Here is a 24,362-nt window from a genome sequence, read left to right as displayed (position 1 = left end):
CGTAAACGTCTCGAATGCGTGATATTTGCGCCGCGCGATCCGGTTTAGAGTGGCCGCGAATCGATGACGATGTGTCGTATCGCCGCAGTCCCGGGCCGTACAGATGCACAAGAGGAGCTGGAGACAAATGAGTGAAGGCAGGATTACGCAGGTCGAATCGTTCGGTTTCGAGCGCATTCCCGATGCATCGCGCTATGCACGGCCGATCGATCTGTTCAGGTTGCTGTTCGGCGGCTGCAATACGTTTTCCACATCGGTGCTCGGCAGCTTTCCCGTGCTGGTCGGGCTGTCGTTCAAGGCGGGTGTCTGCGCGATCGTGCTCGGCGTGCTCGCCGGCACCTGCATCCTCGCGCCGATGAGCCTGTTCGGCCCGCGCAACGGCACGAGCGACCCGGTGTCGTCCGGCGCGCATTTCGGCATCCACGGCCGGATCGTCGGCTCGTTCCTCGCGCTGCTCACGTCGATCGCGTTCTTCTCGCTCGCGGTGTGGAGCTCGGGCGACGCGCTCGTCGGCGGCGCGCACAACATGGTCGGCGTGCCGGTCAACGGCTTCACGCTCGGTGCGGCGTACATGGTGTTCGCGGTGCTCGTGCTGATCGTCTGCATCTACGGCTTCCGCTTCATGCTGTGGGTCAACAAGATCGCCGTGTGGGCCGCGAGCGTGCTGTTCGTCGCGGGCCTGTTCGCGTTCGCCGGCCTGTTCGACATGAACTACGCGGGCACGGTGCAGCAGGGCAGCGCGGGCTTCTGGGCCGCGTTCGTCGGCGCGGTGCTGGTTGCGCTGAGCAACCCGGTGTCGTTCGCGTCGACGCTCGGCGACTGGGCCCGCTACATCCCGCAGCACACGCCGAAGCATCGTGTGATGGGCGCCGTGTTCGCCGCGCAGATCGCGACCTTCGTGCCGTTCTTCTTCGGCCTCGCGACCGCGACGATCATCGCCGCGAAGGCGCCCGCATTCATTGCGTCGAACGACTACGTCGGCGGCCTGCTCGCGATCTCGCCGCGCTGGTTCCTGCTGCCGATGTGCCTGATCGCGATCATCGGCGGGATGTCGACCGGCACGACCGCGCTGTACGGTACCGGCCTGGACGTGTCGAGCATGTTCCCGCGCCTCCTGAATCGCGTGCGTGCGACGCTGCTGATCGGCACGATCGCGATCGCGTTCATCTTCGTCGGCCGCTTCTGGTTCAACCTCGTCGAAAGTGTCGCGACGTTCTCGACGCTGATCGATACCTTCAGTTGCCCGTGGATGGCGATCATGGTGATCGGCTACGTGACGCGGCGCGGCCACTATCTCGCCGACGACCTGCAGGTGTTCAACCGCGGGCTGCGCGGCGGCCATTACTGGTTCACGCACGGCTGGAACGTGCGCGCGATGGGCGCATGGCTGCCGGCCGCGTTCGTCGGGCTGTCGTTCGTGAACCTGCCGGGCCAGTTCGTCGGGCCGCTCGGCAACCTCGCGGGCGGGCTCGACCTGAGCGTGCCGGTGTCGCTGGTGATGGGCGGGATGTTGTATTTCGCGCTGTTGACGCTGTACCCGGAACCGGACGGCGTGTACGGCCCGCACGGGCGCCGCTTCGTGCGCGGCGGCACGCAGGCGGCGCGCGGCAACGGCGCGCCGGCGATCCAGCCGAAGGGATACTGAGCGGCGCGTGGTGCAGCGCTGCGCAGATGACGATGCCGCCGCGCGGGAGAGCCGCCGGCGGCATCGTCGTTTCGGGGCGTGTGATCGCGACAGGAGGCGGCCGCAACTTCCACGTGTCGCCGCCGCAAACGAAAACGCCTGCCGGGCTGGCAGGCGCGCGCCGGCTTCGATGCGAGTCAGTGGAACGTGCTGCCCGCGAGCATCCCGCCGTCGACGATGAATTCCGACCCCGTGCAGTACGCGGATTCGTCGGACGCGAGGAACAGCACGAGGCTGGCGACTTCCTCGGGCTTGCCGATGCGCGCGATCGGCAGGCCGCTGTAGATCGACGACGGATCGAAATCGGCGAACTCGGGCGGGCGCGCCATCACGGTATCGATGCCTCCCGGGTGCACCGAGTTCACGCGAATGCCGTAGCGGCCGAATTCGAGCGCGGCGGCCTTCGTCATTCCGCGTACCGCGAACTTGCTGGATACGTACGCGCTGCCGCCCGCGACGCCTTCCATCCCGGCCGTCGACGATACGTTGACGATCGAGCCGCCACCGGCTTCCTTCAGCGCGGCCACGGCCGATTTCATGCCGAGCCAGCAGCCGACCTGGTTCACGTCGATCACCTTGCGATAGTCGTCGAGCGAACACGCTTCGATCGGCACGAGCTTCAGGATGGCCGCGTTGTTCACGAGGATGTCGAGCCGGCCGAAATGCGCGAGCGTTGCATCGACGGCAGCCTGCCAGCCGGCCTCGCTCGTCACGTCGAGATGCTGGAATCGGGCGGCGGCGCCGAGTTCGGCCGCGACGCGCCGGCCGGCGTCGTCCAGCACGTCGGCGATCACCACGCGTGCGCCTTCGGCGACGAACCGGCGCGCTTCCGCTTCGCCCTGGCCGCGGGCAGCACCCGTGATCAGCGCCACCTTGCCTTCGAGTCGTTTCATGCTGCTTGCTCCCGTGAGTGTGGGGGGATGTGCGGGGCCGCTCATGCGGAGGCGGCCGCCGCGTCGATGATGCGAACCGGATCGGTGCCGTCCCGGGTGTGTGATTCGGCGATCCCGCGCGCGATCATGTCGCGCATGCCGGCGCCTTCGATGAATTCGACGCGCAGGCCGGGGTCGTCGGGGTCGTCGAGATACGCGACGCGCGTGGCCGGGTTGCCCGCTTCGAACACGACGCGCAAGCCGCGTGCGGTGAACCGTGCGATCGCCGCATCGAGATCGTCGACGACCCACGCGACGTGATGCAGCCCGACGAGCGGTTGCCCGTGCACATCGCGGTACGGCGACGACGTGTCGTTCGTCACGTGAATCAGTTCGATCTGCAGATCGCCGCGATACGCGAGCCCGACGTCCATCGTGACCGACACCGGCTCGCCGAGATGATGGCCGTCGAGGCGTACGTTGCGGAATACGGTCCACGGGCCGATGGCGTGGCGTTCGCGCCAGCGCGCGATGCTGCGGTCGAGATCGGCGACCACGTAGCCGATCTGGTCGATGGGGCCGAGGACTGGGTCGTTCATGGCGTCTCCGTGGCGGCCGCCCGTGTGCGTGCCGCGCATTGAATGGCGGTCATGATCGCAACAAAGCGCGCGCGGCGTGCCATCCAAACGGATGAGTGGGCGCGCTTCGTCCCGGCGTGACGGGTGGGCGCGGGTCGTCGCGACGATGCCGGTGCGTCAAGCGCCAGGTAGCGGCCGCTGCCAGCCGTTCCGCGCCGACGCCGGCGGCCCATCGGCGCGGGCGGCAGGCAGGGTGCCGGTTCCGCCGATGGTCATCATCGCGGGCGGCGGCCTACCGCGGCCGCCGTCCGGTCGTTACGCTTGGGCGATCATCCACTCTGTCCGGAAGGTCGCCATGTCCCGGCTCGATTACAAGTTGCTCGGCCCCTGTCTGCTCGCGATCGCGCTCGACGCGATGGGATTCGGGCTCGTCTATCCGATGATGTCCGCGATCTTCAGCGATCCGCACGCGGGCATCCTGCCGGCCGACGCCGGCGCGCACGCGCGCAATTTCTACCTCGGTCTCGGCTACGGGATCTATCCGTTGTGCATGTTCTTCGGCTCGTCGCTGATGGGCGAACTGTCTGATCGCTACGGCCGCCGCAAGATCCTGCTGCTGTGCGTGACCGGCCTCGCGGCCGGCTACGCGATGATGGCGGCCGGTGCGTGGCATGCGAGCGTCGCGCTGCTGTTGATCGGCCGCGGGCTCACCGGGCTGATGGCCGGCTGCCAGGGCATCGCGCAGGCGGCGATCACCGACCTGAGCACGCCGGAAAACAAGGCGTACAACATGAGCATCATGTCGCTCGCGTTCAGCGCGGGCGTGATCGTCGGCCCGGTGCTCGGCGGCGTCACGTCCGACCGCACGATTTCGCCGCTGTTCGACTACGGCACGCCGTTCGTGCTCGTTGCCGGGTTGTCGCTGATCGGCGCGTTCTGGACCTGGGCGTCGTATCGCGACTCGGCCGTGCCGCGCGGCGACACGCGTATCGATCCGCTGCTGCCGCTGCGCATCATCGGAGAGGCCGCGCGCCAGCGCAACGTCGCGTTCCTGTCGGTGGTGTTCTTCCTGATGCAGGTCGGCTACGGGCTCTACCTGCAGACCATCATGCTGCTGTTGCAGGCGAAATTCGGCTACACGAGCGCGCGGCTCGGGCTGTTCAGCGGCGTGATCGGCCTCTGCTTCGTGTTCGGCCTGCTGTTCGTCGTGCGGCTGATGCTGCGCGTATGGCGCGTGGTCGACATCGCGAAGACGGGCCTCCTCGTCGCGGGCGTCGGCCAGGTCCTGTCCGCGCTGTTTCCGCACGAGCCGGTGCTGTGGGCGCTCGCGATGGTCGTCGGCTGCTTCGACATGGTCGCTTATACGACGATGTACACGGCGTTCTCCGACGCGGTCAGCGAGGACAGGCAAGGCTGGGCACTCGGCGTCGCGGGCTCGGTGATGGCCGTCGCGTGGGTCGTCACGGGGGCGCTCACGAACCTGCTGCCGGTGTTCGGCGAGATCGGCCTGCTGCTGATCGGCGGCGCGGGCTTCCTGCTCAGCTTCGCGATGATGGTCGCGTACGGCCGCACGCAGCCGGGGGCGCGAACGGCCGCGCTGTCGTAGGCGGCATGCACGTTGGCCCGATCCTGTCGGACGTTGTCCCGCGCGCGGCTGTCGCGCCCGGCCGCGCGGCCCGACACTGGCGCCTCGCGGCCGGGGAACGTCCGGGCCGCGTCCGGCGGCGCCGGCTGGCCCGGCGCGCCGTTCCTTCGATACGCCAACCGAGAGAGCGACCCATGCAACATCCGACCATCCGTACCCTGGCGGGCGCGACCGCGCCGACATCGATCGCCGCCGCCCGCACCGCGCTGCTGGTGATCGATTTCCAGAACGAATACTTCAGCGGCCGGCTGCCGATTCCCGAAGGACCGCGCGCGTTGGGCAATGCGCAGCGCGTGATCGCGTTCGCCGATCGCGCGGGCATTCCGGTGTTTCACGTCCAGCACGTCGATTCGCCCGACAGCCCGATCTTCGCGGACGGCAGCGACGGCTTCCGCTTTCACGCGAGCCTGCAGCCGGCGCCGCATCACGCGGTCGTGAAGAAAACCTCGGTGAGCGTGTTCCCGACGACGGACATCGATGCGCGCCTGAAGGCGGCCGGTATCGACACGCTGATCGTCACGGGCCTGATGACGCATGCCTGCGTGGCCGGCGCGGCACGCGATGCGGTGCCGCTCGGCTACGCGGTGATCGTCGTCGACGATGCCTGCGCGACGCGCGACCTCGACATCGCGGAGGGCGGCACGGTATCGCACCGCGATCTCCATCGCGCGACGCTGGCTGCGCTGTCGGACACGTTCGGCGACGTGCTGACGACCGAGCAGGTGCTGGCGCTCGGCGTCGCCTGACGGCCGCCGGATTCGTGCTTCAGTCGGCCCAGCCCGGCGCGGCGTACACGACTTCGCCGCGGAAGCACGTCTCGATCACGCGGGTTTGCGCGAACGTCTCGACGGGATGGGCGAACGGATTGCGATCGAGGATCGCGAAGCTCGCGTCCTTGCCCGCCTCGAGCGAACCCGTGCAGTCGTCGAAGCGCAGCGCATACGCGGTGTTCACCGTATAGGCCTCGAGCATCGTGAGCAGGTCGAGGCGTTCGTGCGGATTCCACGGCGGGCTGTCGGGCTGGTCGATCAGCAGGTGCGTGACGCCCGTCTGGATGATCTGCATCGGGTCCATCGTGCTGACCGACCAGTCGGAGCCGGCCGCGAGCATCGCGCCGGCGTTGCGCAGGCTGCGGAACGGATAGTTGCGCGCGGTGCGTTCGGCGCCGAGCAGGTCGCGATAGAGCTGCTGCTGCTCTTCGCGCGCGGCCGTCCACAGCGTCTGCACGCTGGCGATCGCGCCGAGCCGGTTGAAGCGGCTCATGTCGGCCGGATCGACGAGCTGCAGGTGCGCGAGCTGCGCGCGGCGGTCGCGCATGCCGTTGCGGATCCGGACATATTCGAGCGCGTCGAGCGTCATGCGCACCGCGCGGTCGGCGAGCGTGTGGAAGTGCAGGTCGAAGCCGGCGGAATCGGCGAGCAGGCAGATCTCGTTCAGCGCGTCCTGGCTCCACAGCGCGAGGCCGCAGTCGTCGGTGCCGGCGTACGGCTCGAGCAGCGCGGCGGTTTTCGATTCGGGCACGCCGTCGACGAAGATTTTCACTGTATGCAGGCGCAGGTTGTCGCATTCGTACGCGCGACGCCAGGCGGCGAAGCGCTCGATCTGCTCGCGCGGATCGCGGCGCGGGTTCGCATAGAGGCCCGCGCTCATGTACACCTTCAGCGTGCCCGCGCGCTGCGCGTCGGCATACGCCTTGAGTTCGGCCTCCTCGACGCGTGCGTCGAACCAGCCGGTGATGCCGTAGCCGTGCGCCATCGCGTGCGCTTTCGCGAGCGACTTCGGGTAGCCGGCCGGGCTCAGTTGCGGAATGAGCGGGCAGACGCGATAGAACGCCGCTTCGTGTACGACACCGTTCGGCGCGCCGGACGCGTCGCGTTCGTAAACGCCGCCGGCCGGGTCGGGCGTGTCGGCGTGGATGCCGGCCGCTTCGAGGCCCTTCGTGTTGAGGCAGCCGCTGTGCACGTCGAAGCCGACCACGAGCAGCGGCCGGTCGGGCACGATCCGGTCGAGCAGTTCGCGGGTCGGATACGCGCCGAATGCGGCCAGGTTGGCGCCGCCGAGATAGACCCACGGCTCGTTCGGCGTCGCATCGGCGCAGGCGCGGATGCGCTGCAGGATCGTGTCGGGATCGTTGATGCCGGACAGGTCGAAGTCGCCGAGGATCTGGTGGCCTTCGAGCGGGTGCACGTGGCCGTCGACGAGGCCCGGCAGCATCAGCCTGCCGGCCAGGTCGACGGTGCGCGTCGCGGGGCCGATGAGCGGACGGATATCGTCGTCGCGGCCGACCGCGACGATCTTGCCGTCCCGGGTGGCGAGCGCCTGCGCGAAGCGGCGCTGCGCGTCGCCGGTGTAAAGCAGGCCGTTCAGGTAGGCGGTGTCGGCGTATTGCATGTGTCTCCTCCGGATGGGGGCTGATCGACGGGCGCACGTGTCCGGCGGGCGGGCCGAGGGGCTCGTCCGGTCGCGTGAACCCGGTCGGGTTGGAATGGGATGGGGGCGGCTATGTGCCGGTGCTGCGCGGCAGGCGCCGCGATGCGTCGCGGTGAAGGCCGGCCGCGGCCGGGGCGTAATGCCGATCCCGCCGCCGGGCCTGAAGCGGCGGATCGATGGGCGACGCGCGCGCGGCCGTGCGGGCCGGCGTCCATCCGGTATTCGGCATTCGGTGTCTCCGTGGCATCCGACGCGTTCCCGTCGTCGGGTGAGTCAGATACTAGGAGCGGGGCGGCCGGCTGTCTGTCATCGTTTTTAGGACAACCTGCGACAAAGCCGGCGGGTGTGGCCGGGATGCGGAGTCGTCGTCTAGCGCCCGCGGTCTGCCGGCGGTTCTTCCTCGGTCACGCACCACGCGAACAGCCCGGCCCGGTTCGTCACGCCGAGTTTCGCGAGCGCGCGCCCGAGATAGGTGCGCACGCTGCTCGGCTTGAGCGCGAGCGTGTCGGCGATCCGGGGGACGGGCCGGCCCTGCAGCACCGCGCGGCACACGAGCCGTTCGCGCTGCGACAGCGTTGCGCCGCTGGCCGACAGGCGCTGTTCGAACCGCTGCAGCAGCGCGCCGTCGTCCGAGCGGGGCGTCAGGCGGGCGAGCCGCGCGTGCTGGATCAGCAGCGGCAGCACGAAATCGCCGAGCTGCCGCAGCAGCGCCAGTTCGGCCAGCGTATAGGACGGCTGGCCGCGCCGGCGGAACAGCGAGAACGCATAGACATAGTCGCGCTCGCTGCCGAGCAGCGTGCAGTCTTCGCCGAGTTCGCCGAGCGCGAACTGGCGGCCGTATTCGGTTGCCGTGTCGACGTCCTCGTTGCACGAGAACACGAGCTGCGAATCGGTGGTGCGCTCGATATGCGGGAGCAGCGTGTCGTTGCGCCAGTCGCCCTGTGTATACAGATCGAGCGCGTGGCGTGTGCCGTCGGGGTCGTCGCCGCCCGCGAAGAACAGCACGTCGACGCTGTCGACCGAATGCGACGGCGCGTCACGCCGGTAGCGCGTCGCGACGCTGTAATGGGACTGCGGATCGACGGTTTCGCGCAGCCATGCCCAAAGCCGGGCGGGAAACTGCGGACTGCCGAGGCTGGCGACCAGGTCGCCGGCATTGCTGAGGGAAATATGGGCGGGGCTCATCGTTGACACCGTCTTCGCGAACGGCCGCCCGTGCCGGCCGTGTTTCGCGTGCGACGGCGAGCCGGCGGCGCGGCGGCCGGCGGTGCGGTCATGCGGGACGGAGGCCGGCGCGGCGGCGAAGCTCGATTGTAGGAGACTTCGCCGCCGCGAGGCATTCGCGCTTGCCCGGCGGGCGGCGCGCATCGTTGCGCGCCGCGTGGCGGCCCCGCGCGTCAGAACATCGTGTTCGCGTTCGCGGACGTTTCGGGTACCGGCTGGATCACGTCCCAGTGTTCGACGATCTTGCCGTCCTTCACGCGGAAGATGTCGACGACGGCCTCGCCGCGGTCGCCCGGGCGCTCGGTCGCGTGCACGTGCAGGTAGACGAGGTCGCCGTCGGTTGCGCTGCGCACGATGCGCGCGCGCGACGCCGGGTTCTTCTGGAAGGCGCCGACGAAGTACGACACGAACGGCTTCTTGCCGTCCGGTACGTGCGGGTTGTGCTGTTTGTAGTCGTCCGCGACGACGGCGGCGGCCTCGACCGCTTCGTGCTTGTTGAAGAAGCGGTCGTAGAACGTCAGCACGAGCTGGCGGTTGGCTTCCTCGGCGGCCAGGTTGCGCGTGGCCGGGCCGGCGGCCAGCGCGGCCGTCGACGCGGCCAGCAGGACGAGCGCGGCAACGGTGCGAACGGGGGAGCGGAGCGATGACATGTAGCGGGTTCCTTGTCTGACGAAGCGTGGGTTGGCGCGCGATGCGCGACGGCGGGTCGGGCCGGTCATGACGATCGGCGGGCGACGGGGCAGGGTGCCGGATGCACGGGCGTTGTCGACGCGAGGGATTCGCCGCCCGGTTCGTATCGTCGAGATACGGACTAAGCGCGTCGTCGTCATGCTTCGTTGAACTGCCGAATCCGCGCGGCTGCCGGGCCGCTCGAATGGTACAGTTGCCGCGAACCCGTCACAAGAAGTCAGCGCGGTGTGAACAGGTCACACCGCGCTGACCATGCGTTGCCCTTGAAAGAGAATCCCGTCATGCCGTTCCCGCCCGCCGACGAAACCGTCGAACTCGATCAGCCCTGCCCGATCCGCGATGTGCTCGACCGCATCGGCGACCAGTGGAGCCTGCTCGTGCTCGAAGCGCTGTCCGGCGGGACGATGCGTTTCAACGAACTCGCCCGCGCGATCGGCGATGTGTCGAAGCAGATGCTGTCACGCACGCTCAAGCGGCTCGAACAGGACGGCTTCGTCAGCCGCACGCTGTTCGCCGAAGTGCCGCCGCGCGTCGAATATGCGCTGACCGACCTCGGGCGTTCGTTCCTGACGCCGATGCAGGCGATGATCCAGTGGGCGGACGAACATCATCGCGCGATCTGCGCCGCGCGGCGCCGTGCACGGGAGCTGGACGGCGGCGGGCGCTGAGCAGGGCGTACGCGCTGTTTTGTCGATGGACGGTGTGCGGCGGATCGAGTGCGATGCGACGAGGCATGCCGCGATTGCATGTGCATTGCCGCATGTGATTTCGTTATCCGAATGATCTCGACGGGGCGGCAGGCATCGCCGAAGTTTCAATGTGCTCCGTTCGTCCCGAATGCGGGAATGCACTGGCGGTGCCCCGCTTGCGGAGTACGCGCCGGGGCGATTGCAATGGCGGTCTTTCGCTGCATGGCGCATGAGAGGTGCGGCAGGGGCTGGCCGAACCGGGATGGCGCATCGCAGACCCGGCGGGCATGTCGGCGGCCGAGGGTGCCTGATCCGATGGACGCCTGGGCGCATGCGTCGGGGCGAGGTGGGGCAGGGCGCGCGGGGGCGCCTGCCGGGCATCATGATGTCGAGGCTGAATGGCGCGGGCTCGTCGCGCCGCCTGGTTCCGGGGCTGCCATCGGCCGAGTGCGGGGTGCCGCGCGCCTGCCTATCGCCACGTGCCGTCGACGTAGATCCACACCTGTCCCTGGCGGCGCCAGTAGCCGGGCACCCATCGACGCCCGGGGCGCCGTGCGACCCAGCGGCCCGGCACCCATATATAGCGGCCTCGCTGCCAGCGCCAGTAACCGTCCGTCCATATATAGCCGTGCGGCCGTGGCGGCGGTGGGCGGCGATCGTGTCTCGCGGCAGGCGGCGCGAAGCCCGGGCGGTCCGCATAGGGCGGCCTGCCGGGCACGCGGTTCGGGCCGGGCGGCCGATATCCGGGCGGCGGGGGCGGCACGGGCTGGGCAGAAGCGGCGCGGAGCCAGCCGCCGGTGCCGACGAAGGCGGCGGTCAATCCGATGGCGCGCAACAAGGAGCGTCGATTCATGGCGTGTCCTGTTCAGTATTCGAGGCTGCCTTACATTAGCCTGCCAGTCCGCCGGGCGGGTTACGCGTGCGGTCAAGGCTGTTACGTGTGTCACGGCAGGCGGGCGAACCGCCAGCGGGCGGAGGCCGGTCTCGCTGTTTTTCTGCGGCTGACGATGGATGTTGCCCGTGCAGCACGAACGTCGCGTCCTGTTTACCGGCTGACGGATGTGTTTTAGGCGCTCGGAGCCAGAAATTCGAGATCGAATCGGGTAAAATTTACCTATTCTGGGGTGCCACGCCGAATCCGTTTGTTGTTTCTATGCAACCGTCAAGACGATGACATGAAAGAATGGTGCGATGGAAGCCTCCAAAAAGCCCCCGTCAAGAAGTCAAAAACAAACGTCAAAACAAATACTTATAACTCGGCCCCACTTTCATTATTTCTAGTTCTGGAAAAGCTTATTTCTTTATTTGCGGATCGCTCCCCTAGGGTACACCCCTAAACTCACGGTTCCCAAACGGGCAACTATCCGGGCGCGGCCAGCAGGATCGATGGCGCTCCCGGGCGGTTGCAGACCGTTTATGAACAAGGTCGCGAGACCTGCCTCTTTTTAGAAGGGAGCTCCACGAATGAACAAGACTCTGATCGTTGCAGCAGCTGCAGCATCGTTCGCAACCGTCGCTCACGCGCAAAGCAGCGTCACGCTGTACGGCGTGCTGGACGCAGGCATCACCTACACGAGCAACGTCCAGCCGGCACTGGGCCAAGCTGGCAAGTCGCGTTGGGCGATGGGTTCGGGCATTGACCAGAGCCGTTTCGGCCTGCGTGGCTCGGAAGACCTGGGTGGCGGCCTGAAGGCAATCTTCACGTTGGAAAGCGGCTTCAACATCGGTAACGGCAAGTTCGCGAACGGCAACGGCGGCATGTTCAACCGTCAAGCTTTCGTCGGCCTGTCGAGCCAGTACGGCACGGTCACGCTGGGTAAGCAGTACGACGCAACGCAAGACTACCTGGCACCGCTGACGGCAACCGGCTCGTGGGGCGGCACGTACTTCGCGCACCCGCTGAACCTTGACCGTCTGAGCACGAACGGCGACGTCGCACAGAACAACACGATCAAGTTCACGAGCGCAAACTACGCTGGCCTGCAATTCGGCGGCACGTACTCGTTCTCGAACAACACGAACTTCGGCAACAACCGTGCATACAGCGCGGGTGCTGCATACCAGTTCCAAGGCCTGAAGCTGGCAGCAGCTTACTCGCAAGCGAACCTGGGTGACGGTACGAACGCAAACGGCGCGACGTCGTCGGCGATCGGTGGCATCGCTAGCCAAGGCCGCGTCCGCACGTACGGTGCTGCTGCTGGCTACGCATTCGGTCCGGCACAAGTCGGCGCAGCATGGACGCAAGCGCGCCTCGACAACAATGCAGTCGGTAGCCTGGGTTCGGTTCGCACCGACAACTACGAAGTCAACGCAAAGTACAACCTGACGCCGGCTCTCGGCCTGGGTGCTGCTTACACGTACACGAACGCGAAGATCAACAACGGCAGCACGCACTGGAACCAGTTCGGCCTGCAAGCTGACTACGCACTGTCGAAGCGCACGGATGTCTACGCTCAAGCTGTGTACCAGCGTGCAGCGAAGAACGGCGTTGGCGCATCGATCTACAACGGCGACAGCTTCAGCAACAACCTGCCGAGCTCGTCGATCAACCAAACCGCAGCAACGGTTGGTCTGCGTCACCGCTTCTAAGCGTGACGGCGGGGTAACCCGCTTCGCAGAATCGAAAAAGGCGCCTTCGGGCGCCTTTTTTTTCGTCTGTGGAACGAGGTGTCGGCGATTCGCATCCTCCGGATGCAAAAAAGCGAGGCGTGTGCCTCGCTTTTCTCGTTGTGCGCCGTTGCGGGGCGATACCCGCCGCAGATGGCTCAGCGCGTGTATTCGCCGTTGGCTTCCGGCTGGAACACGATCGCGGCGACCTTCATCAGCTTTTCGGCGCCGCTCGGCTGCATCACCTTGACCATCTGGCCGCGTTGGGTGCCCAACAGTGCCATACCGACGGGCGAGAAGACGTTCAGGCGGCCCAGTTCGAGATTGGCGGCATCCGGATAAACAATCGTCCAGGTGGCCTGTTCCTGGGACGCTTCGTCAAGCAGCGTGATTTGCGAATTCATCGTGACGACGTTCGCCTTGATGGCATCGGGCTGGACGATGTCGGCGCGCTCGAGCAGCGTATCGAGCATCGTCTGGAAGCGCGGGTTGTGTTCGGCGTGCTTCTCGAGGCGAGCAACGTCGAGTTCGGTCAACTGGTAAAGGCGTTGTTTCATGGCTGTTCTCCAAATGATCGGCAGGGGCAGGCGTGGCGTGCCTATGAGGATCGCCCGGAGCCTGTCTGACCTGGCTCCGGGAGGAGACCGAGCCGTCAGATCAGGCGCCGGGCAGGGGCGAGCGGCGCTTGGGCCGTGCGTCGAGCGAGGGGATGCGCCGGATGACCGGCGCGCGCGCGCACGCCGGCCGGGCCGGACGGCGAAACCGAAAGGAGCGTGCGTGCGTACATGGTGGATGGAAGATCGACTGACGAATAAAACCTTACGATTCTACAACACAACCTTCGGAATATGTGATTTGGCCGTCGGCAGTTCGTCAGCGATTGTTGTGCTGCTGAAGCAAGTTGTCGCGATATCGCCCGAAAAATGTCGTCTATTTTTGTCGAAATCGCAACGCTGTATGTTCAAACTAAGGGTTTCCCCTTGGGAATGCGAGAACTACACTGCATTCAATCGCTTCAGACAGTCCTGCCGAGGCGACGTCATAAGAGAACATATTCCGGAGGTAAATCATGAAGTCGATCATCTACGCAGCCATCGCCGCATCCGTCCTTGCCGCCCCGATCGCATCGTTTGCACAGTCCGAGCAGGGTTTGACCCGCGACCAGGTCAAGGCCGAGCTCGTGCAACTCGAACAGAACGGCTACAAGCCGCTGGCGAGCGATTCGCAGTATCCGGACAACATCCAGGCCGCCGAACAACGCATTCAACCGAACCAGCCGATGCTCGCGCAAGCCGATACGAGCGGCTACGGTGCCGTGGCAACGGGTGCCGGGCAAGCCGGCCGCCGCATGACGCGTGAAGCACCGAACCCCGTGAACTCGGTCTACTTCGGGAACTGAACACCGCCGGGTCTGCCCGAGCGCACCGCTTAATCGACGAGACGCGCGCCAGTTGCGCGCGTCATTCGCCCGCAGGAGCAGAACCTCCGTCGCCGCATTCCGGCGGCTTTCCGCCCAGACGCTCACGCGTTTGGGCCTTTTTTGCTGGGGCGGGTCAGGCGGACGTAACCGCAGGCGTACCGTGGATATAGTGTTCGAGCTGGCTGATCGTGAACTGCTGATCGGCAATCACGCTCTTGACGAGGTCGCCGATCGAGATGAGGCCGACCAGCTTGCCGCCGTCGAGGACGGGCAGGTGGCGCATCCGGTGTTCGGTCATCAGCGCCATGCACTCGTCGGTCGATTGCGACGGTTCGACGTAGCGCACCTTCGCCGTCATGATTTCCTCGACGCGGGTGGCTTTCGACGAGCGATCCTGCAGGACGACCTTGCGCGCGTAATCGCGCTCGGTGACGATGCCCGCTATGTCGTCGCCGTCCACGACCAGCAGCGCGCCGATGCCCTTTTCCGCCATCAGCTTGATGGCGTCGTAGACGAGATCGGTCTTCGTGACGGTATAGATGGTGCGGCCCGAATCCGGCTTGGCCTTGAGAATCTGCGCGACAGTCGTGCTCATTCGCTTTCTCCGTGTGCAGGTCGATGCAGGGCAGGCAGGGCGTGATGCGTGTCACCCGATGAGCCCAGTATAGCCGCGCAGGTGGCGGCAGTCGCGTGACGATTCCAGATTAGCGGTAAACTCCCGTCACGCACTATCCACACAACTCCTACATTCCTGAACGTTTCGATTGAATTCATGATGTCTTCGCGTCCACAATCGCCCACGCCGGGCCATGGCCAGGCCGACGAGTGCGTGACGCTCGTCGCCACCGCGTCGCTGCCCACACGCTACGGTACGTTCAAGTCGTACGCTTTCCGCGTATCGGGCAGCGATGCCGAACATCTCGCGCTCGTGATGGGTGACGTCGCCGGCGAGCAGTCCGTGCTGACGCGGCTGCATTCCGAATGCCTGACCGGCGACGTGTTCGGCTCGTACCGCTGCGACTGCGGCGAGCAACTCGATCTCGCGTTGCGCTACATCGCGGCCGAAGACCGCGGCGTGCTGCTGTATCTGCGCGGGCATGAAGGGCGCGGGATCGGCCTGAGCAACAAGATTCGCGCGTACGCGCTGCAGGAGCAGGGGCGCGACACCGTCGAGGCAAACCTCGACCTCGGCCTGCCCGACGACGCCCGCGAATACGACTCGGCCGCCGCGATCCTCCGGATCCTCGGCGTGACGTCGGTGCGGCTGATGAGCAACAATCCGGCGAAGTTCGACACGCTCGCGAAGCACGGCATTCCCGTCTGCGAACGCGTGGCGCTTGCGGTGCCCGTGCGCGAGGAAAACGAGCGTTATATCCGCACGAAGCAGACGAAGTTCGGGCATTACTTCGAAGAAAACGAGTAACGGAAACAAGGGGCTCTGCGGAGCCCCTTGCTCCATCTGGATTTCGCACCTCGAAGCCTTTATGGTAAAGGGTTTGAGCCGAAAGTTGCGTTTGTCAGGTGCATTGTCTGCACTTGACGAAATAGGCGAAAACTTGGCACTCTGGCGTAACATTTTCCTACGCCAGACCGAAAAGCTACGCTGCGGTCCCGGCCCACAACAAAAACCTACGCCGACCGCTGATGAGATTCGACGCACGAACCGCGAGCAAGCTGCCTGCCGGGCAGCACATGACCTTTGACGGATTCCCGGGACTCCGCTTTCAGGCCAGCGAGAGCCGTCGCTCCTGGATCTACCGATATAAATCCCCCATTGACGACCGGATGCGTCAGGTGAAGCTCGGCGAGTGGCCGGCCATGGGGTTTCCCGCAGCGATTTCTGAATGGGAGCAAAGGCGAGCGGAGCGCGATGCCGGGGCCGATCCTGCTGCTGCAAAGCGCGAGAAGCGCGCTGCGGTTGCCAATTCGCGCACCGTCGACGCATACACCGTCAAGCGGGTGTGTTTCGACTACATGGGCGGCTATCTGGAGCCGACCCGGAAGGATAAGGGCGTGATCGAGGTTAGGCGGATGTTCAAGGCGATGCTCGGCCCGATCGAGAGCGTTCCGGCTGCGTCGATAACTCGTGCGCAGGCGTTCGAATTCTTGAATTCCTATCGTGCCACGCCGGCGCTCGCCGCTCGCCTCCGCATGGAGTTAGGCGGAGCATGGGACTATGCGATGGACGCTGGGAGGCTGCCTGACGGCACGCCGAACTGGTGGCGAATGATCCTGCGCGGCAAGCTTCGTAGCAAGGGGCGCACGATCGACGGCGTCGCCATGGGCACAAAAAAGCGGGTATTGAGCGAGGATGAGGTCGGCACGCTGCTCCGCTGGCTGCCGAATATGAGCCTAACGGTTTCGGACGCGATCACGTTGTATCTGTGGACGGGCGCCCGCGGCGGCGAAATCATTTCTATGGAGTCGCACGAAATCGCCGACGAGGCGGACGGCCTCTGGTGGACCGTGCCGAAGGAAAAAACCAAGAACTCGTGGCGCGCGAAAGCAGGGGATTTGCGGGTGCCGCTCGTTGGTCGAGCCGAGGCCGTTGTCCGTCGACGCAAGGACCAGGCTGTGAACGGCTTTCTGTTCCCGACGTCGACCGGCGAGATGATGAAGCAGACCGTCATTTCGCACGGCATTTACTATCATCAGCCGTACTGTAAGCAGGCGCCGAATCATAATCGGCCGCGGCTACCCGTCACGCACTGGTCGCCTCACGATTTGCGGAGGACCGCCCGAACTATGCTTGCCGCACTTGGGTGCCCGCATGATGTCGCGGAGGCGGTACTTGGTCATGTTCAACCGGGTGTAGCCGGCGTGTATAACCGGCACCACTACGATCGGGAACGTCGAGAGTGGCTCACGCGCCTGTCGCAGTTCCTTGATGAACTCGCGCTGCGATATCCGACTAAGTAATCTGTTGTGTAAGGCGAGGTTAGACCAAACGGACAGCGTCAGATCGTCTGACTCTGTTCGGCCAGGAAGAGTCGCTCGACGCGATTGCCTGAATCGTCGACAATCAGTGTCGATGGATGACTGACTGAGGCCGGCTAACCGATCGACACCGGAACAGAAAGCGGCACTGGATTCAGACCGTCGCCAGCACCAGCCGTGTGGGCGTCTCTCCGAGAAGCAGCGCATCGGTGCGGTTCGATAAATAACGCTGATTCAAATCGTCCGGCGTCCACGTGGTGCAGTGGCCGAAACCCAGCGAGACCAACGTTTCGACAAGCGCGTCGGGCTCGAAGAAGCTCTTCCACGGCTCCCCGCGCTCGGCGAATTGCGACGTCATCTGCTCCATCGCGATACGCAGGATCGGCGGCAGACTCGACAGCGGCAGAGCATAGTCGAACAGCACCGCGCTGCCTTCGGAACAATCGACGACGAAACGCAACGTATCGATGACCGCCGCCTCGTCGAGATACATCGTCACCCCAAGCCAACTGAATATGGCCGGCGCATCCGCGTCGAAACCGGCACGTGCAAGACCCTCGGCCAAGCCGACGCGCTCGAAGTCGACCGGTACGAAATGCAGCGATGGCGGCAACGCGATGCCGGCCTCGCGCAAGCGCGCTTGCTTCCATGCCTGCGTCGCCGGCAGATCGACTTCGAAGATACGCCCGGCCGCATGGGGATGCCGGTACGCGCTGGTATCGAGCCCCGCGCCGAGCACCACATACTGGCGAACACCTCGTTCGATCGCCGCCGCCCACACGTCATCGGCCAACCGGCTGCGTACGATCACCGAACTGCGCAGTCCGACCGAAGCCGGATGCCGGAACCGGTCGATGTTGTCGTGCACGGCTTGGGCTTCAGTCGCACCAAGGACAGCGAGAGCGACCGGATCGTCCAGCACCAGAGGCCGATCGAGCAACTGGTGCGCAGCCCGCTGCGTGGCTACCATCAGCGCGCTCGGCTTGGGTCCGGCGTTGGCTGCGATCACGCCGTGGCCAGCGAAGTTCGCCTGGTGCAGATAGGCAAGCAACGCGTCGTCGATGCCGACACCGAGCTGCAGATCGGGCTCGCGCATCATTACATCGAGCACGCGCGCCTCGAGCACCTTGTCCTCCCCGCAGAAGCTGTCGCGAAACAATTGCTGCCAGCGCTTGACGATCGCCTGTACCGGTGCCGCCCCTGCATCGACCCCGTCTTCCATCTGCGCGCGCAAATCGCCTACCAGCGCGGGCCAGGCGCGGCTGTTCATCATCGCGAACTGGCGACTACGCACTTCGCTCATCTGCGCCGCACCGAGATACTTCGCGAATAGCGCGCAGCGCGCGTGCACGAATGCTTCATTGATCCACGCCAGCATCGGCGCGGTGATGCCGACGAGTTGTGGTGCACGCGGCTCGTCGAGCTGCATTGTCATCAGCTTGGCGGCGAGCGTTGGGTCATTGCGGGTCATCCGCACCACAAGCCGGATCCAGCGCCATGCGAGCGCCACGGCTGCGTCGCTGTCAGTCGGCAATGGCCGTTGCACGGCCTCGCGAACTTCGTCTATCAGCGCGGACCATGCCGGATCGGTCGACGGCATCGACTCAGGGCCGGCCGCCAGCAGCGCATCGAATTCGTCGTCATCGAGGTGTTTTTGAACCATGTTCATCAGCTCCAGAGCATTCAGCCAGTCGGTTGTCGTGGTCTCGCCGTCGGTGGCGAGCATGTCCACGATGTATCGCAGGTGACGACCGAGACGCTGCGCGCGCGACGCCTGCGCGTCGAGTTCTGCGATCTGGCGCTGCAGAAGCAGAAGCGGTGCATCGGCGAACTGACCATCGAGGCTGGCCTTGATGTCCGGAAGCGAATACCCGAACCGCTTCAATGCTTCGATGCGGTGCAGCCGGATGAGATCGTCGCGCCCATAAAGGCGCGCACCGCCCTCGGTACGCTGCGACGGCGACAGCAACCCGATTGCATCGTAGTGATGCAACGCACGGACGCTAAGTCCCGCCTTCTTCGCCAGATCGCCGATTTTCAGTCGCATTTTTCCCAGTCGTCGGTACCGACTATAAAAGCTGACGCAACGTCAGGTGCAAGGGAAATATAAAAGGTTGTGCAAGCAACTTTCAACGCGTGATTTCCTCCCACGGCCTGCGATCACTTCTCCGCGACAAGTGCGTGCATTCTGCCAATTGGCGCGTTTGTTCTCACGGTGAAACCCATTCGCCTCAATTCGTCCGAAAGCGTATCAGGATGCAGCCGGAGCTTTTGATAACTGCTCTTGTGAAGCGTCCAGGCTCCCGCTTCTCGAACATGGACAAGGTCATTGACAACAACGGCATCTGGGCCATATTCGAGCATGCACGTCATGATGCGATCGCGATCAGCGCGAATGGGGAAAATCCGGTCCAACCCCGTTAGCTCGATGGAGAGATCCCGAAAAGTCAGGATCAGAAGGCCCGACGGTTGCAAGACATCTCGCGCCTTCCTGAACACGTCCTTCACGTCCTGCATGCTGTCCAGGTGCGTGAGCGTGTCACCCATGCACACGATTGCCTCCGCAGACCGAGGAACGACCAGGCGATCCAAGCCTCGCAGATCAGCGAAGGCCGTCTCGATTGGAAGATCGCCCTTCTGGTTATTGAGTTCGTCTAGTAGCGTCTGGCTCGTATCGACAGCAACGACTTTTTCGAAACCCAGGCTCGCGAGTGCAATCGACTGGAATCCGGGCCCGCTGCCGAGATCGAGTGCTGTTCCATGCCTGCCGGCCCCTACTCCCAGCGCCTCGAGCAGTTTTCTTTGCTCATCCACTTTGTCCCGGAAAGGCATTCCAAACATCCAGGTGTAGTGCTCTGCAAGGAGCGTATCGTAGTGCCGCGAGATCGCATTCGTCATTGCGTCACCATCGATGTCTTAGTGCCCGTTCACGATCTCGACGATCGCTTCGATTTCCACCGACATCCCGTTGGGTAGCGAACCCATCCCAACCGCCGACCTGGCGTGCCGACCGCGATCGCCTAGTACCTCCACAAACAGGTCCGAGCAGCCGTTAATGACCGTCGGATGATCGCAAAAGTCCGGCGCTGCGTTCACCATGCCGAAGATTTTCAAAACGCCGGCAATGTGATCAAGCGATCCTGCCGCCTGTTGAATTGTCGACAAAAGCTGCAGACCCACTTGACGGGCATCGGCATAGCCTCGTTCGACACTGTAGTTCCGACCTAATTTCCCGCTGATAATCATGCCGGAAGCATCGCGTGGCCCCTGACCGGATAGATAAAGAATCTGGCCGGATCGCCGCCAACTCACGAAGTTGGCGATAGGAGAAGGAACTGGAGGCAGTACTAACCCTGAACTTTTGAGTCGCTCTTCGGTAGTCATAGCAGTCCCGGTTTTGGCGATCGGTTTGAACCAGAAAGGTGCGACGGGTTCGTTCATCAGTTTGGCACGTCTGCCGGTGCCTCCATCACGATCGCCTCCGCGTGAGTGAGGTACTTTTCCTCGTATCACGATTTCCGACTCGTCCACAACGATCCGTCAATGTCGATCGTCGGGTCAAGACCTCTGTCAGTCCGGCGCTGTCGACGTCAACCGGGACGAAGGCACTACGGGCGCATCGTGTCCCGTTACGTTGTCTTGCATTCGTGTCGTTTCATGGCTGCGTCGAACGTTCGGCGGGCGTGGGGGCAGCCGGTACCGCGCCGTGAATGCGCGTCGCCGTAGGCCGGACACGGCGATGGGTCACCAGCGTGATGAGCAGCGCAGCGACCTCGCACACTCCACCGATCGCGCCAATGTCAGTCACGGAGCGGTACGCGACGATGAACGATCCAAGCGCCGCGCCGAGCGCGAAGCCGAGATACGTGAACGATGAATTGAGCGACAGCGAGACCGGCGCGACGTCAAGGCCGGCGATGTCGATCAGCTTGGTTTGCTGAGCCGGGTTGAACGCCCAGCCTGCTGCACCCCATGCGGCGATCGCGATCAAGATCGCGACGCGCGCATGCGCGGGTTCCAGGTGCAGCGCGCTGGCGGTCAGGCTCTCATACGACAGCGTCATTACGATCAGACAGGCGATCAATACCTTCCCGCTGCCGAGACGATCAATCGCACGACCGCCTATGGATACGCCGATGCCGGCAAACACGCCATACAGCAGCAGCACGACGCCCACTTGCGCGCCGCTGAAGCCAGGGCGGCCTGTCAAGAACGGCGCGAGATAGGGATAGATAGTCCAGATGCCGGCGGCCCATAGGGTCGTAATGAGCAGCGTGACCAGCACGGCGGGCTGGCGCCCGACGGCCACCCGTTGGGCGAGCGACGGTACCGACAGGTTCGCGCCGACCCCGCGCGGCAAGCCGACCATCACCGCGAGCGTCACGAGCGCGGACAACACGCCGATGCTGGCGAAGGTCGCACGCCAGCCGAAGTGGCTGCCGATCCACGCGCCGAGCGGCACGCCAAGTGCGACGGCGATCGTAACCCCGCCATGGACGGTCGCGAGCGCACGCCCCCTACGCTCCGGCGCGACCAGCGAGCTGGCGAGCGCATTCGCGCTCGGCATGTACAGGCCGGCCGATACGGCTAGCAGGACGCGCGCGGCCAGCAGCGGCAGATAGCCGGGCGATGCGCAAGCCGCGAAATTGGCGGCTGCGAAGCACAGCAGCGCGACAATCAGGAAATGCCGCCGGTTCACGCCCGCACCGGCCGTCGTCAGGATCGGCGAGCTGATCGCATACGCAATCGAAAAGACGGTCACGAGCTGCCCCGCCTCCGCGACGCTGATGGACAGATCTGTCGCGATGATCGGCAGCAGCCCCGCGAGCATAAATCCTTCGGTACCAATCGCAAAGGCACCCAACGCCAGGAAATACGGCGAAGCATTCTGTTTCAGTTCGGCGGCTAACGCCATGAAAGTGGCTCCCTACTGATGAATCTGGACAAGCGGACGTAAGCACGCGGGCCTGGCACGCTGCTTCAGCCCGCGGTCAGCGGATCAGATACGTGGTCAATGGCCATGCGCATACGGCCCATTCAGATCAAGAGCCAGCTGCAGCGCCACGTCAATGCCCAGGCCGTTTCGTCCGTATGAACCATAAAAGCTGACGTAACGTGAGGTGCAAGCAAAATCGGAAAAAGTGCTCGGGTACCGCGTGACAAAGACTGAAGAAATTTTCTGCCTAGTGCGAATAGTTCAGAGTAATCGGCAAAATAAGACTCCAGTAAGGATTGATCATGGTTGGTGCGATTTTTCTGTCGACACGGACCTTCCCAATAACTTTGTAGCATTGGGGTCAATATCCCACGCTTTCAGGAACTCGGCCTTTGTATGCCACTTCACAGTTCCATTCGGTAGACCGAAAGCGAGCAACTTGTCGTCTGGTTCGTCATAGATCTCAGGTGCCGTAGCGAAACGCTTCCGTCGCCAGGCTAAAGCAACGAGTATTTTCTTTCCCGCAGGAGATACCTTGAATACTCGAATCCACACGGGATGTTGACCGAGCTCTGACATATCTGTTGTCTCGTCATCTTCCGCCGTGGACGAGCGAGCCCAGCCGATAGCGATGATCCTAATCGTTCGTCCAGTCTCATCCAGCTGTTCCTGGCGTTCGACCTTCCTACCCAGCAGCCGAAAGCGTGAAACGGGTATATGGGATCCCGCCCTGAAAAATTCCGCGATTACCCAGTCCCTTCCCGAAGACACAATTGGTACATCGCGTCGACGATCATAAAGATATATCTTGGTCAGATCGTGTAGGATTGATTTCGGAACCTTCGCGTCCGGGAAAGTATAGCGTGCTTGTTTGAAGTCGCCCGTTTCGGACTTGATTGAATTCCGGTCGTTCATGTCCAGCCCCAATAGCTTTGGTGGCAAGGTAACTGAGAGTACCATGTTGCCATCGATTTTCGCGAAATATGGGGTGCTGAACGGATCATCGGATACACTACCATGTCCCATGTACGGCGAAGCAACCGCGCACCGTAAAATCATGAAATAGACAGATGTGAAAGATATAATTGTTTTATTAAACAGAAAATTTACCATAACGCATAGATCAATTTTTAATTATAAATATTTCGTTAAGAACACAAGTATAAACGTAAGCGGAACAATAGACTTCTCGACGCCGCTATATTTCCGTGACCAGTTCGCCAATTTTTGCGATAGCCTCATCGCGCTGTGTCGAGGTCGCGTTCGTCGCTCCCGTGAGGTACGCACCTACGAAGACCGGCGCGCGGCCCGCAGGCCATACAACAGCAATGTCGTTGACGGTACCGTGATCGCCTGTGCCCGTCTTGTCACCGATGCGCCAGTCTTTTGGCAATCGAGCGCGCAAACGTGCGTCTCCGGTCTTGTTGGAGACAAGCCAGGCGATGAGCTGGTCGCGAGAACTCGACGAAAGGGTGCTCCCGAGCAAAAGCGCGTGCATGTCCGAGAGGATCGCGGCCGGCGTCGTCGAATCACGCGGATCCCCCTCTGCTGCTTCGTTAAGTGCTGGCTCGTTGCGATCAAGTCTGGTGAATTTGTCACCAATGCTGCGTGCGAAGGCAGTAAGTCCTGTTGGGCCGCCAACGCTTGTAAGCAATAGATTTCCCGCCGTATTGTCGCTGTGTGTGAGCGCTGCTTCGCAGAGTTCCGCGATCGTCATCCCGTCACTGTCCGCGCGCGGGCCGCTGACGGGTGAAGAAGGCACCACTTCGCGCTTCGAAAATACGATCTTACGCGTGAGATCTTCTTGGCCGTGGTCCGTACGCATCAACACCAGTGACGCCAACAGGATCTTGAACGTGCTGCACATCGGAAAGCGCTCATACATGCGCCAACCCACTTGCTTCCCGCTAGCGGTATCGAGTATTGCCACGCCGAGTCGCCCGCCGACCTGCGCCTCGATTTGCGCTAGTCGCATCTCAAACGGGCTCGCGAGCACCGTGCCCTGCTGCGCGTGCGCCGCCGAGCAAACTGCTTGAGCCGCAACACCGGCTATCGCACTGGCCAATGCCGTAACGGTGAATTGCCTTCGTGTAATCAATTAACCACCTCCCCGGAAGAATCGCCAATATCGCACCTCTTCGTCCGAGCGAAAAACAATGAAATATTGCGCGACGTCCAAGGAAAATTTATACCTCCGACATGCAAACGAGTCGCCCTTGAATGACCTTCGCGGTTTTAAGTCGGCAGCGCGGCTGTCCGAGTTTCGCTTGTACGACATCGAAAATGAAGGTCACTCAGGCCTCTATCAGCCGGCAGATCTAGAGCCCCGAGTCGCCTACAAAAGCCTGTCATAAGAGACCAGATCGATCACTGCACCACAAGGTTGCGCCTCAGTAGATTTCGGGAATGTTTCTAGGCGAACGGCCGCTCCCGAGAAACCCGATGGTTCGTTTCGGGTCGATTTCCGTCGGTTGCTTTCGATTGTGAGGGCACGTATCGGGCCGTGCGAGCGTACCTGGACAACCAAGCGCCGTAAAAACAACGGGGCCGGTGGCCCTGCCTCTCAAACAATGCACCGGCCTGCGTATCGGTTTCTACGCAACAGCCAGTTTCGCGCGCTCCGCAACGAAACTCAGCCGATCGAAGTTCA

Annotated in this window: 22 protein-coding genes; 8 read left to right on the top strand and 14 right to left on the bottom strand. The window is 63.7% G+C overall.

Annotation, left to right across the window (positions count from 1 at the left end; translation table 11 throughout):
* Nucleotides 1–127 precede the first annotated feature (127 nt).
* Entirely contained in the window at nucleotides 128–1,645 is a 1,518-nt protein-coding gene (locus tag ACTJLD_RS40685) for a purine-cytosine permease family protein (RefSeq protein WP_301825791.1), read from the top strand.
* 176 nt (nucleotides 1,646–1,821) lie between these two features.
* Here the strand turns inward: ACTJLD_RS40685 and ACTJLD_RS40680 are convergent, their stop codons facing one another.
* Both ACTJLD_RS40680 and ACTJLD_RS40675 read right to left on the bottom strand, forming a co-directional pair.
* A complete protein-coding gene (locus ACTJLD_RS40680) occupies nucleotides 1,822–2,577 on the bottom strand; it encodes a glucose 1-dehydrogenase (protein WP_059697634.1) in 756 nt (251 codons plus the stop codon).
* Between the two features lie 41 nt (nucleotides 2,578–2,618).
* The gene (locus ACTJLD_RS40675; protein WP_226150239.1) at nucleotides 2,619–3,155 is read right to left on the bottom strand and encodes a VOC family protein; all 537 of its coding nucleotides are present in this window, start codon (nucleotides 3,153–3,155) and stop codon (nucleotides 2,619–2,621) included.
* Between the two features lie 334 nt (nucleotides 3,156–3,489).
* Here ACTJLD_RS40675 and ACTJLD_RS40670 point away from each other — a divergent pair, with 334 nt between their 5' ends.
* Nucleotides 3,490–4,740: an MFS transporter gene (locus ACTJLD_RS40670; protein WP_027789413.1), complete on the top strand. Its 1,251-nt coding sequence runs from the start codon at nucleotides 3,490–3,492 to the stop codon at nucleotides 4,738–4,740.
* Between the two features lie 173 nt (nucleotides 4,741–4,913).
* On the top strand, nucleotides 4,914–5,525 hold the full coding sequence (locus tag ACTJLD_RS40665; RefSeq protein ID WP_027789412.1) for a cysteine hydrolase family protein: 612 nt from the start codon (nucleotides 4,914–4,916) through the stop codon (nucleotides 5,523–5,525).
* Nucleotides 5,526–5,544: 19 nt separating this feature from the next.
* Here ACTJLD_RS40665 and ACTJLD_RS40660 read toward each other — a convergent pair whose 3' ends face one another.
* From ACTJLD_RS40660 to ACTJLD_RS40650, 3 genes are all read right to left on the bottom strand, one after another.
* Complete coding sequence (locus ACTJLD_RS40660; protein WP_119338444.1) at nucleotides 5,545–7,170, bottom strand: amidohydrolase; 1,626 nt, start codon at nucleotides 7,168–7,170, stop codon at nucleotides 5,545–5,547.
* A gap of 408 nt (nucleotides 7,171–7,578) precedes the next feature.
* On the bottom strand, nucleotides 7,579–8,394 hold the full coding sequence (locus ACTJLD_RS40655) for a helix-turn-helix transcriptional regulator (protein WP_440661677.1): 816 nt from the start codon (nucleotides 8,392–8,394) through the stop codon (nucleotides 7,579–7,581).
* Nucleotides 8,395–8,606: 212 nt separating this feature from the next.
* A complete protein-coding gene (locus ACTJLD_RS40650; protein ID WP_027789409.1) occupies nucleotides 8,607–9,083 on the bottom strand; it encodes a nuclear transport factor 2 family protein in 477 nt (158 codons plus the stop codon).
* A 321-nt stretch (nucleotides 9,084–9,404) separates the two neighbouring features.
* Here ACTJLD_RS40650 and ACTJLD_RS40645 point away from each other — a divergent pair, with 321 nt between their 5' ends.
* Entirely contained in the window at nucleotides 9,405–9,791 is a 387-nt protein-coding gene (locus tag ACTJLD_RS40645; protein WP_027789408.1) for a winged helix-turn-helix transcriptional regulator, read from the top strand.
* Between the two features lie 490 nt (nucleotides 9,792–10,281).
* Here ACTJLD_RS40645 and ACTJLD_RS40640 read toward each other — a convergent pair whose 3' ends face one another.
* Nucleotides 10,282–10,665 carry a YXWGXW repeat-containing protein gene (locus tag ACTJLD_RS40640; RefSeq protein WP_059652797.1) on the bottom strand — a complete coding sequence of 128 codons (384 nt, stop codon included), beginning with the start codon at nucleotides 10,663–10,665 and terminating at the stop codon, nucleotides 10,282–10,284.
* A 611-nt stretch (nucleotides 10,666–11,276) separates the two neighbouring features.
* Between ACTJLD_RS40640 and ACTJLD_RS40635 the strand changes: the two genes are divergently transcribed.
* Complete coding sequence (locus ACTJLD_RS40635; RefSeq protein ID WP_021162293.1) at nucleotides 11,277–12,401, top strand: porin; 1,125 nt, start codon at nucleotides 11,277–11,279, stop codon at nucleotides 12,399–12,401.
* Nucleotides 12,402–12,577: 176 nt separating this feature from the next.
* Here the strand turns inward: ACTJLD_RS40635 and ACTJLD_RS40630 are convergent, their stop codons facing one another.
* Nucleotides 12,578–12,976: a GreA/GreB family elongation factor gene (locus tag ACTJLD_RS40630; RefSeq protein WP_021162294.1), complete on the bottom strand. Its 399-nt coding sequence runs from the start codon at nucleotides 12,974–12,976 to the stop codon at nucleotides 12,578–12,580.
* 512 nt (nucleotides 12,977–13,488) lie between these two features.
* Here ACTJLD_RS40630 and ACTJLD_RS40625 point away from each other — a divergent pair.
* Nucleotides 13,489–13,818 (top strand): DUF4148 domain-containing protein, encoded by a 330-nt coding sequence (locus ACTJLD_RS40625; protein ID WP_027789405.1) that lies wholly within the window; start codon nucleotides 13,489–13,491, stop codon nucleotides 13,816–13,818.
* Nucleotides 13,819–13,972: 154 nt separating this feature from the next.
* On the opposite strand, the gene ACTJLD_RS40620 is transcribed toward ACTJLD_RS40625, so the two are convergent.
* Nucleotides 13,973–14,434, bottom strand: coding sequence for a CBS domain-containing protein (locus tag ACTJLD_RS40620; RefSeq protein ID WP_021162297.1), 462 nt, complete (start codon nucleotides 14,432–14,434; stop codon nucleotides 13,973–13,975).
* A 177-nt stretch (nucleotides 14,435–14,611) separates the two neighbouring features.
* On the opposite strand from ACTJLD_RS40620, the gene ribA reads away from it, so the two are divergent.
* Complete coding sequence (ribA, locus tag ACTJLD_RS40615; RefSeq protein ID WP_322073914.1) at nucleotides 14,612–15,262, top strand: GTP cyclohydrolase II; 651 nt, start codon at nucleotides 14,612–14,614, stop codon at nucleotides 15,260–15,262.
* 221 nt (nucleotides 15,263–15,483) lie between these two features.
* Complete coding sequence (locus ACTJLD_RS40610) at nucleotides 15,484–16,758, top strand: tyrosine-type recombinase/integrase (protein WP_042976913.1); 1,275 nt, start codon at nucleotides 15,484–15,486, stop codon at nucleotides 16,756–16,758.
* Between the two features lie 172 nt (nucleotides 16,759–16,930).
* Here ACTJLD_RS40610 and ACTJLD_RS40605 read toward each other — a convergent pair whose 3' ends face one another.
* From ACTJLD_RS40605 to bla, 6 genes are all read right to left on the bottom strand, one after another.
* A complete protein-coding gene (locus ACTJLD_RS40605; RefSeq protein ID WP_059692677.1) occupies nucleotides 16,931–18,823 on the bottom strand; it encodes an SAM-dependent methyltransferase in 1,893 nt (630 codons plus the stop codon).
* Between the two features lie 113 nt (nucleotides 18,824–18,936).
* A complete protein-coding gene (locus tag ACTJLD_RS40600) occupies nucleotides 18,937–19,674 on the bottom strand; it encodes a class I SAM-dependent methyltransferase (RefSeq protein WP_059484476.1) in 738 nt (245 codons plus the stop codon).
* An 18-nt stretch (nucleotides 19,675–19,692) separates the two neighbouring features.
* Nucleotides 19,693–20,217, bottom strand: coding sequence for a RidA family protein (locus tag ACTJLD_RS40595; protein WP_226113868.1), 525 nt, complete (start codon nucleotides 20,215–20,217; stop codon nucleotides 19,693–19,695).
* A gap of 214 nt (nucleotides 20,218–20,431) precedes the next feature.
* On the bottom strand, nucleotides 20,432–21,691 hold the full coding sequence (locus tag ACTJLD_RS40590) for an MFS transporter (RefSeq protein ID WP_440661670.1): 1,260 nt from the start codon (nucleotides 21,689–21,691) through the stop codon (nucleotides 20,432–20,434).
* Nucleotides 21,692–22,012: 321 nt separating this feature from the next.
* Entirely contained in the window at nucleotides 22,013–22,825 is an 813-nt protein-coding gene (locus ACTJLD_RS40585) for a hypothetical protein (protein WP_141667349.1), read from the bottom strand.
* Between the two features lie 85 nt (nucleotides 22,826–22,910).
* Nucleotides 22,911–23,777: a class A beta-lactamase gene (gene bla / locus ACTJLD_RS40580; protein WP_373453115.1), complete on the bottom strand. Its 867-nt coding sequence runs from the start codon at nucleotides 23,775–23,777 to the stop codon at nucleotides 22,911–22,913.
* Nucleotides 23,778–24,362 lie beyond the last annotated feature (585 nt).

This window comes from Burkholderia sp. 22088, assembly GCF_052045915.1.
Classification (GTDB): Bacteria; Pseudomonadota; Gammaproteobacteria; order Burkholderiales; family Burkholderiaceae; genus Burkholderia; species Burkholderia cepacia.
Note: the sequence above shows the minus strand (reverse complement) of the source record. Positions and strands in the feature narration are given on the sequence as shown.

Coding starts and splice junctions, on each gene's coding strand:
- ACTJLD_RS40685 (WP_301825791.1), top strand. CDS start 128: ATGAGTGAAGGCAGGATTACGCAGGTCGAATCGTTCGGTTTCGAGCGC.
- ACTJLD_RS40680 (WP_059697634.1), bottom strand. CDS start 2,577: ATGAAACGACTCGAAGGCAAGGTGGCGCTGATCACGGGTGCTGCCCGC.
- ACTJLD_RS40675 (WP_226150239.1), bottom strand. CDS start 3,155: ATGAACGACCCAGTCCTCGGCCCCATCGACCAGATCGGCTACGTGGTC.
- ACTJLD_RS40670 (WP_027789413.1), top strand. CDS start 3,490: ATGTCCCGGCTCGATTACAAGTTGCTCGGCCCCTGTCTGCTCGCGATC.
- ACTJLD_RS40665 (WP_027789412.1), top strand. CDS start 4,914: ATGCAACATCCGACCATCCGTACCCTGGCGGGCGCGACCGCGCCGACA.
- ACTJLD_RS40660 (WP_119338444.1), bottom strand. CDS start 7,170: ATGCAATACGCCGACACCGCCTACCTGAACGGCCTGCTTTACACCGGC.
- ACTJLD_RS40655 (WP_440661677.1), bottom strand. CDS start 8,394: ATGAGCCCCGCCCATATTTCCCTCAGCAATGCCGGCGACCTGGTCGCC.
- ACTJLD_RS40650 (WP_027789409.1), bottom strand. CDS start 9,083: ATGTCATCGCTCCGCTCCCCCGTTCGCACCGTTGCCGCGCTCGTCCTG.
- ACTJLD_RS40645 (WP_027789408.1), top strand. CDS start 9,405: ATGCCGTTCCCGCCCGCCGACGAAACCGTCGAACTCGATCAGCCCTGC.
- ACTJLD_RS40640 (WP_059652797.1), bottom strand. CDS start 10,665: ATGAATCGACGCTCCTTGTTGCGCGCCATCGGATTGACCGCCGCCTTC.
- ACTJLD_RS40635 (WP_021162293.1), top strand. CDS start 11,277: ATGAACAAGACTCTGATCGTTGCAGCAGCTGCAGCATCGTTCGCAACC.
- ACTJLD_RS40630 (WP_021162294.1), bottom strand. CDS start 12,976: ATGAAACAACGCCTTTACCAGTTGACCGAACTCGACGTTGCTCGCCTC.
- ACTJLD_RS40625 (WP_027789405.1), top strand. CDS start 13,489: ATGAAGTCGATCATCTACGCAGCCATCGCCGCATCCGTCCTTGCCGCC.
- ACTJLD_RS40620 (WP_021162297.1), bottom strand. CDS start 14,434: ATGAGCACGACTGTCGCGCAGATTCTCAAGGCCAAGCCGGATTCGGGC.
- ribA (WP_322073914.1), top strand. CDS start 14,612: ATGATGTCTTCGCGTCCACAATCGCCCACGCCGGGCCATGGCCAGGCC.
- ACTJLD_RS40610 (WP_042976913.1), top strand. CDS start 15,484: ATGAGATTCGACGCACGAACCGCGAGCAAGCTGCCTGCCGGGCAGCAC.
- ACTJLD_RS40605 (WP_059692677.1), bottom strand. CDS start 18,823: ATGCGACTGAAAATCGGCGATCTGGCGAAGAAGGCGGGACTTAGCGTC.
- ACTJLD_RS40600 (WP_059484476.1), bottom strand. CDS start 19,674: ATGACGAATGCGATCTCGCGGCACTACGATACGCTCCTTGCAGAGCAC.
- ACTJLD_RS40595 (WP_226113868.1), bottom strand. CDS start 20,217: ATGAACGAACCCGTCGCACCTTTCTGGTTCAAACCGATCGCCAAAACC.
- ACTJLD_RS40590 (WP_440661670.1), bottom strand. CDS start 21,691: ATGGCGTTAGCCGCCGAACTGAAACAGAATGCTTCGCCGTATTTCCTG.
- ACTJLD_RS40585 (WP_141667349.1), bottom strand. CDS start 22,825: ATGGTAAATTTTCTGTTTAATAAAACAATTATATCTTTCACATCTGTC.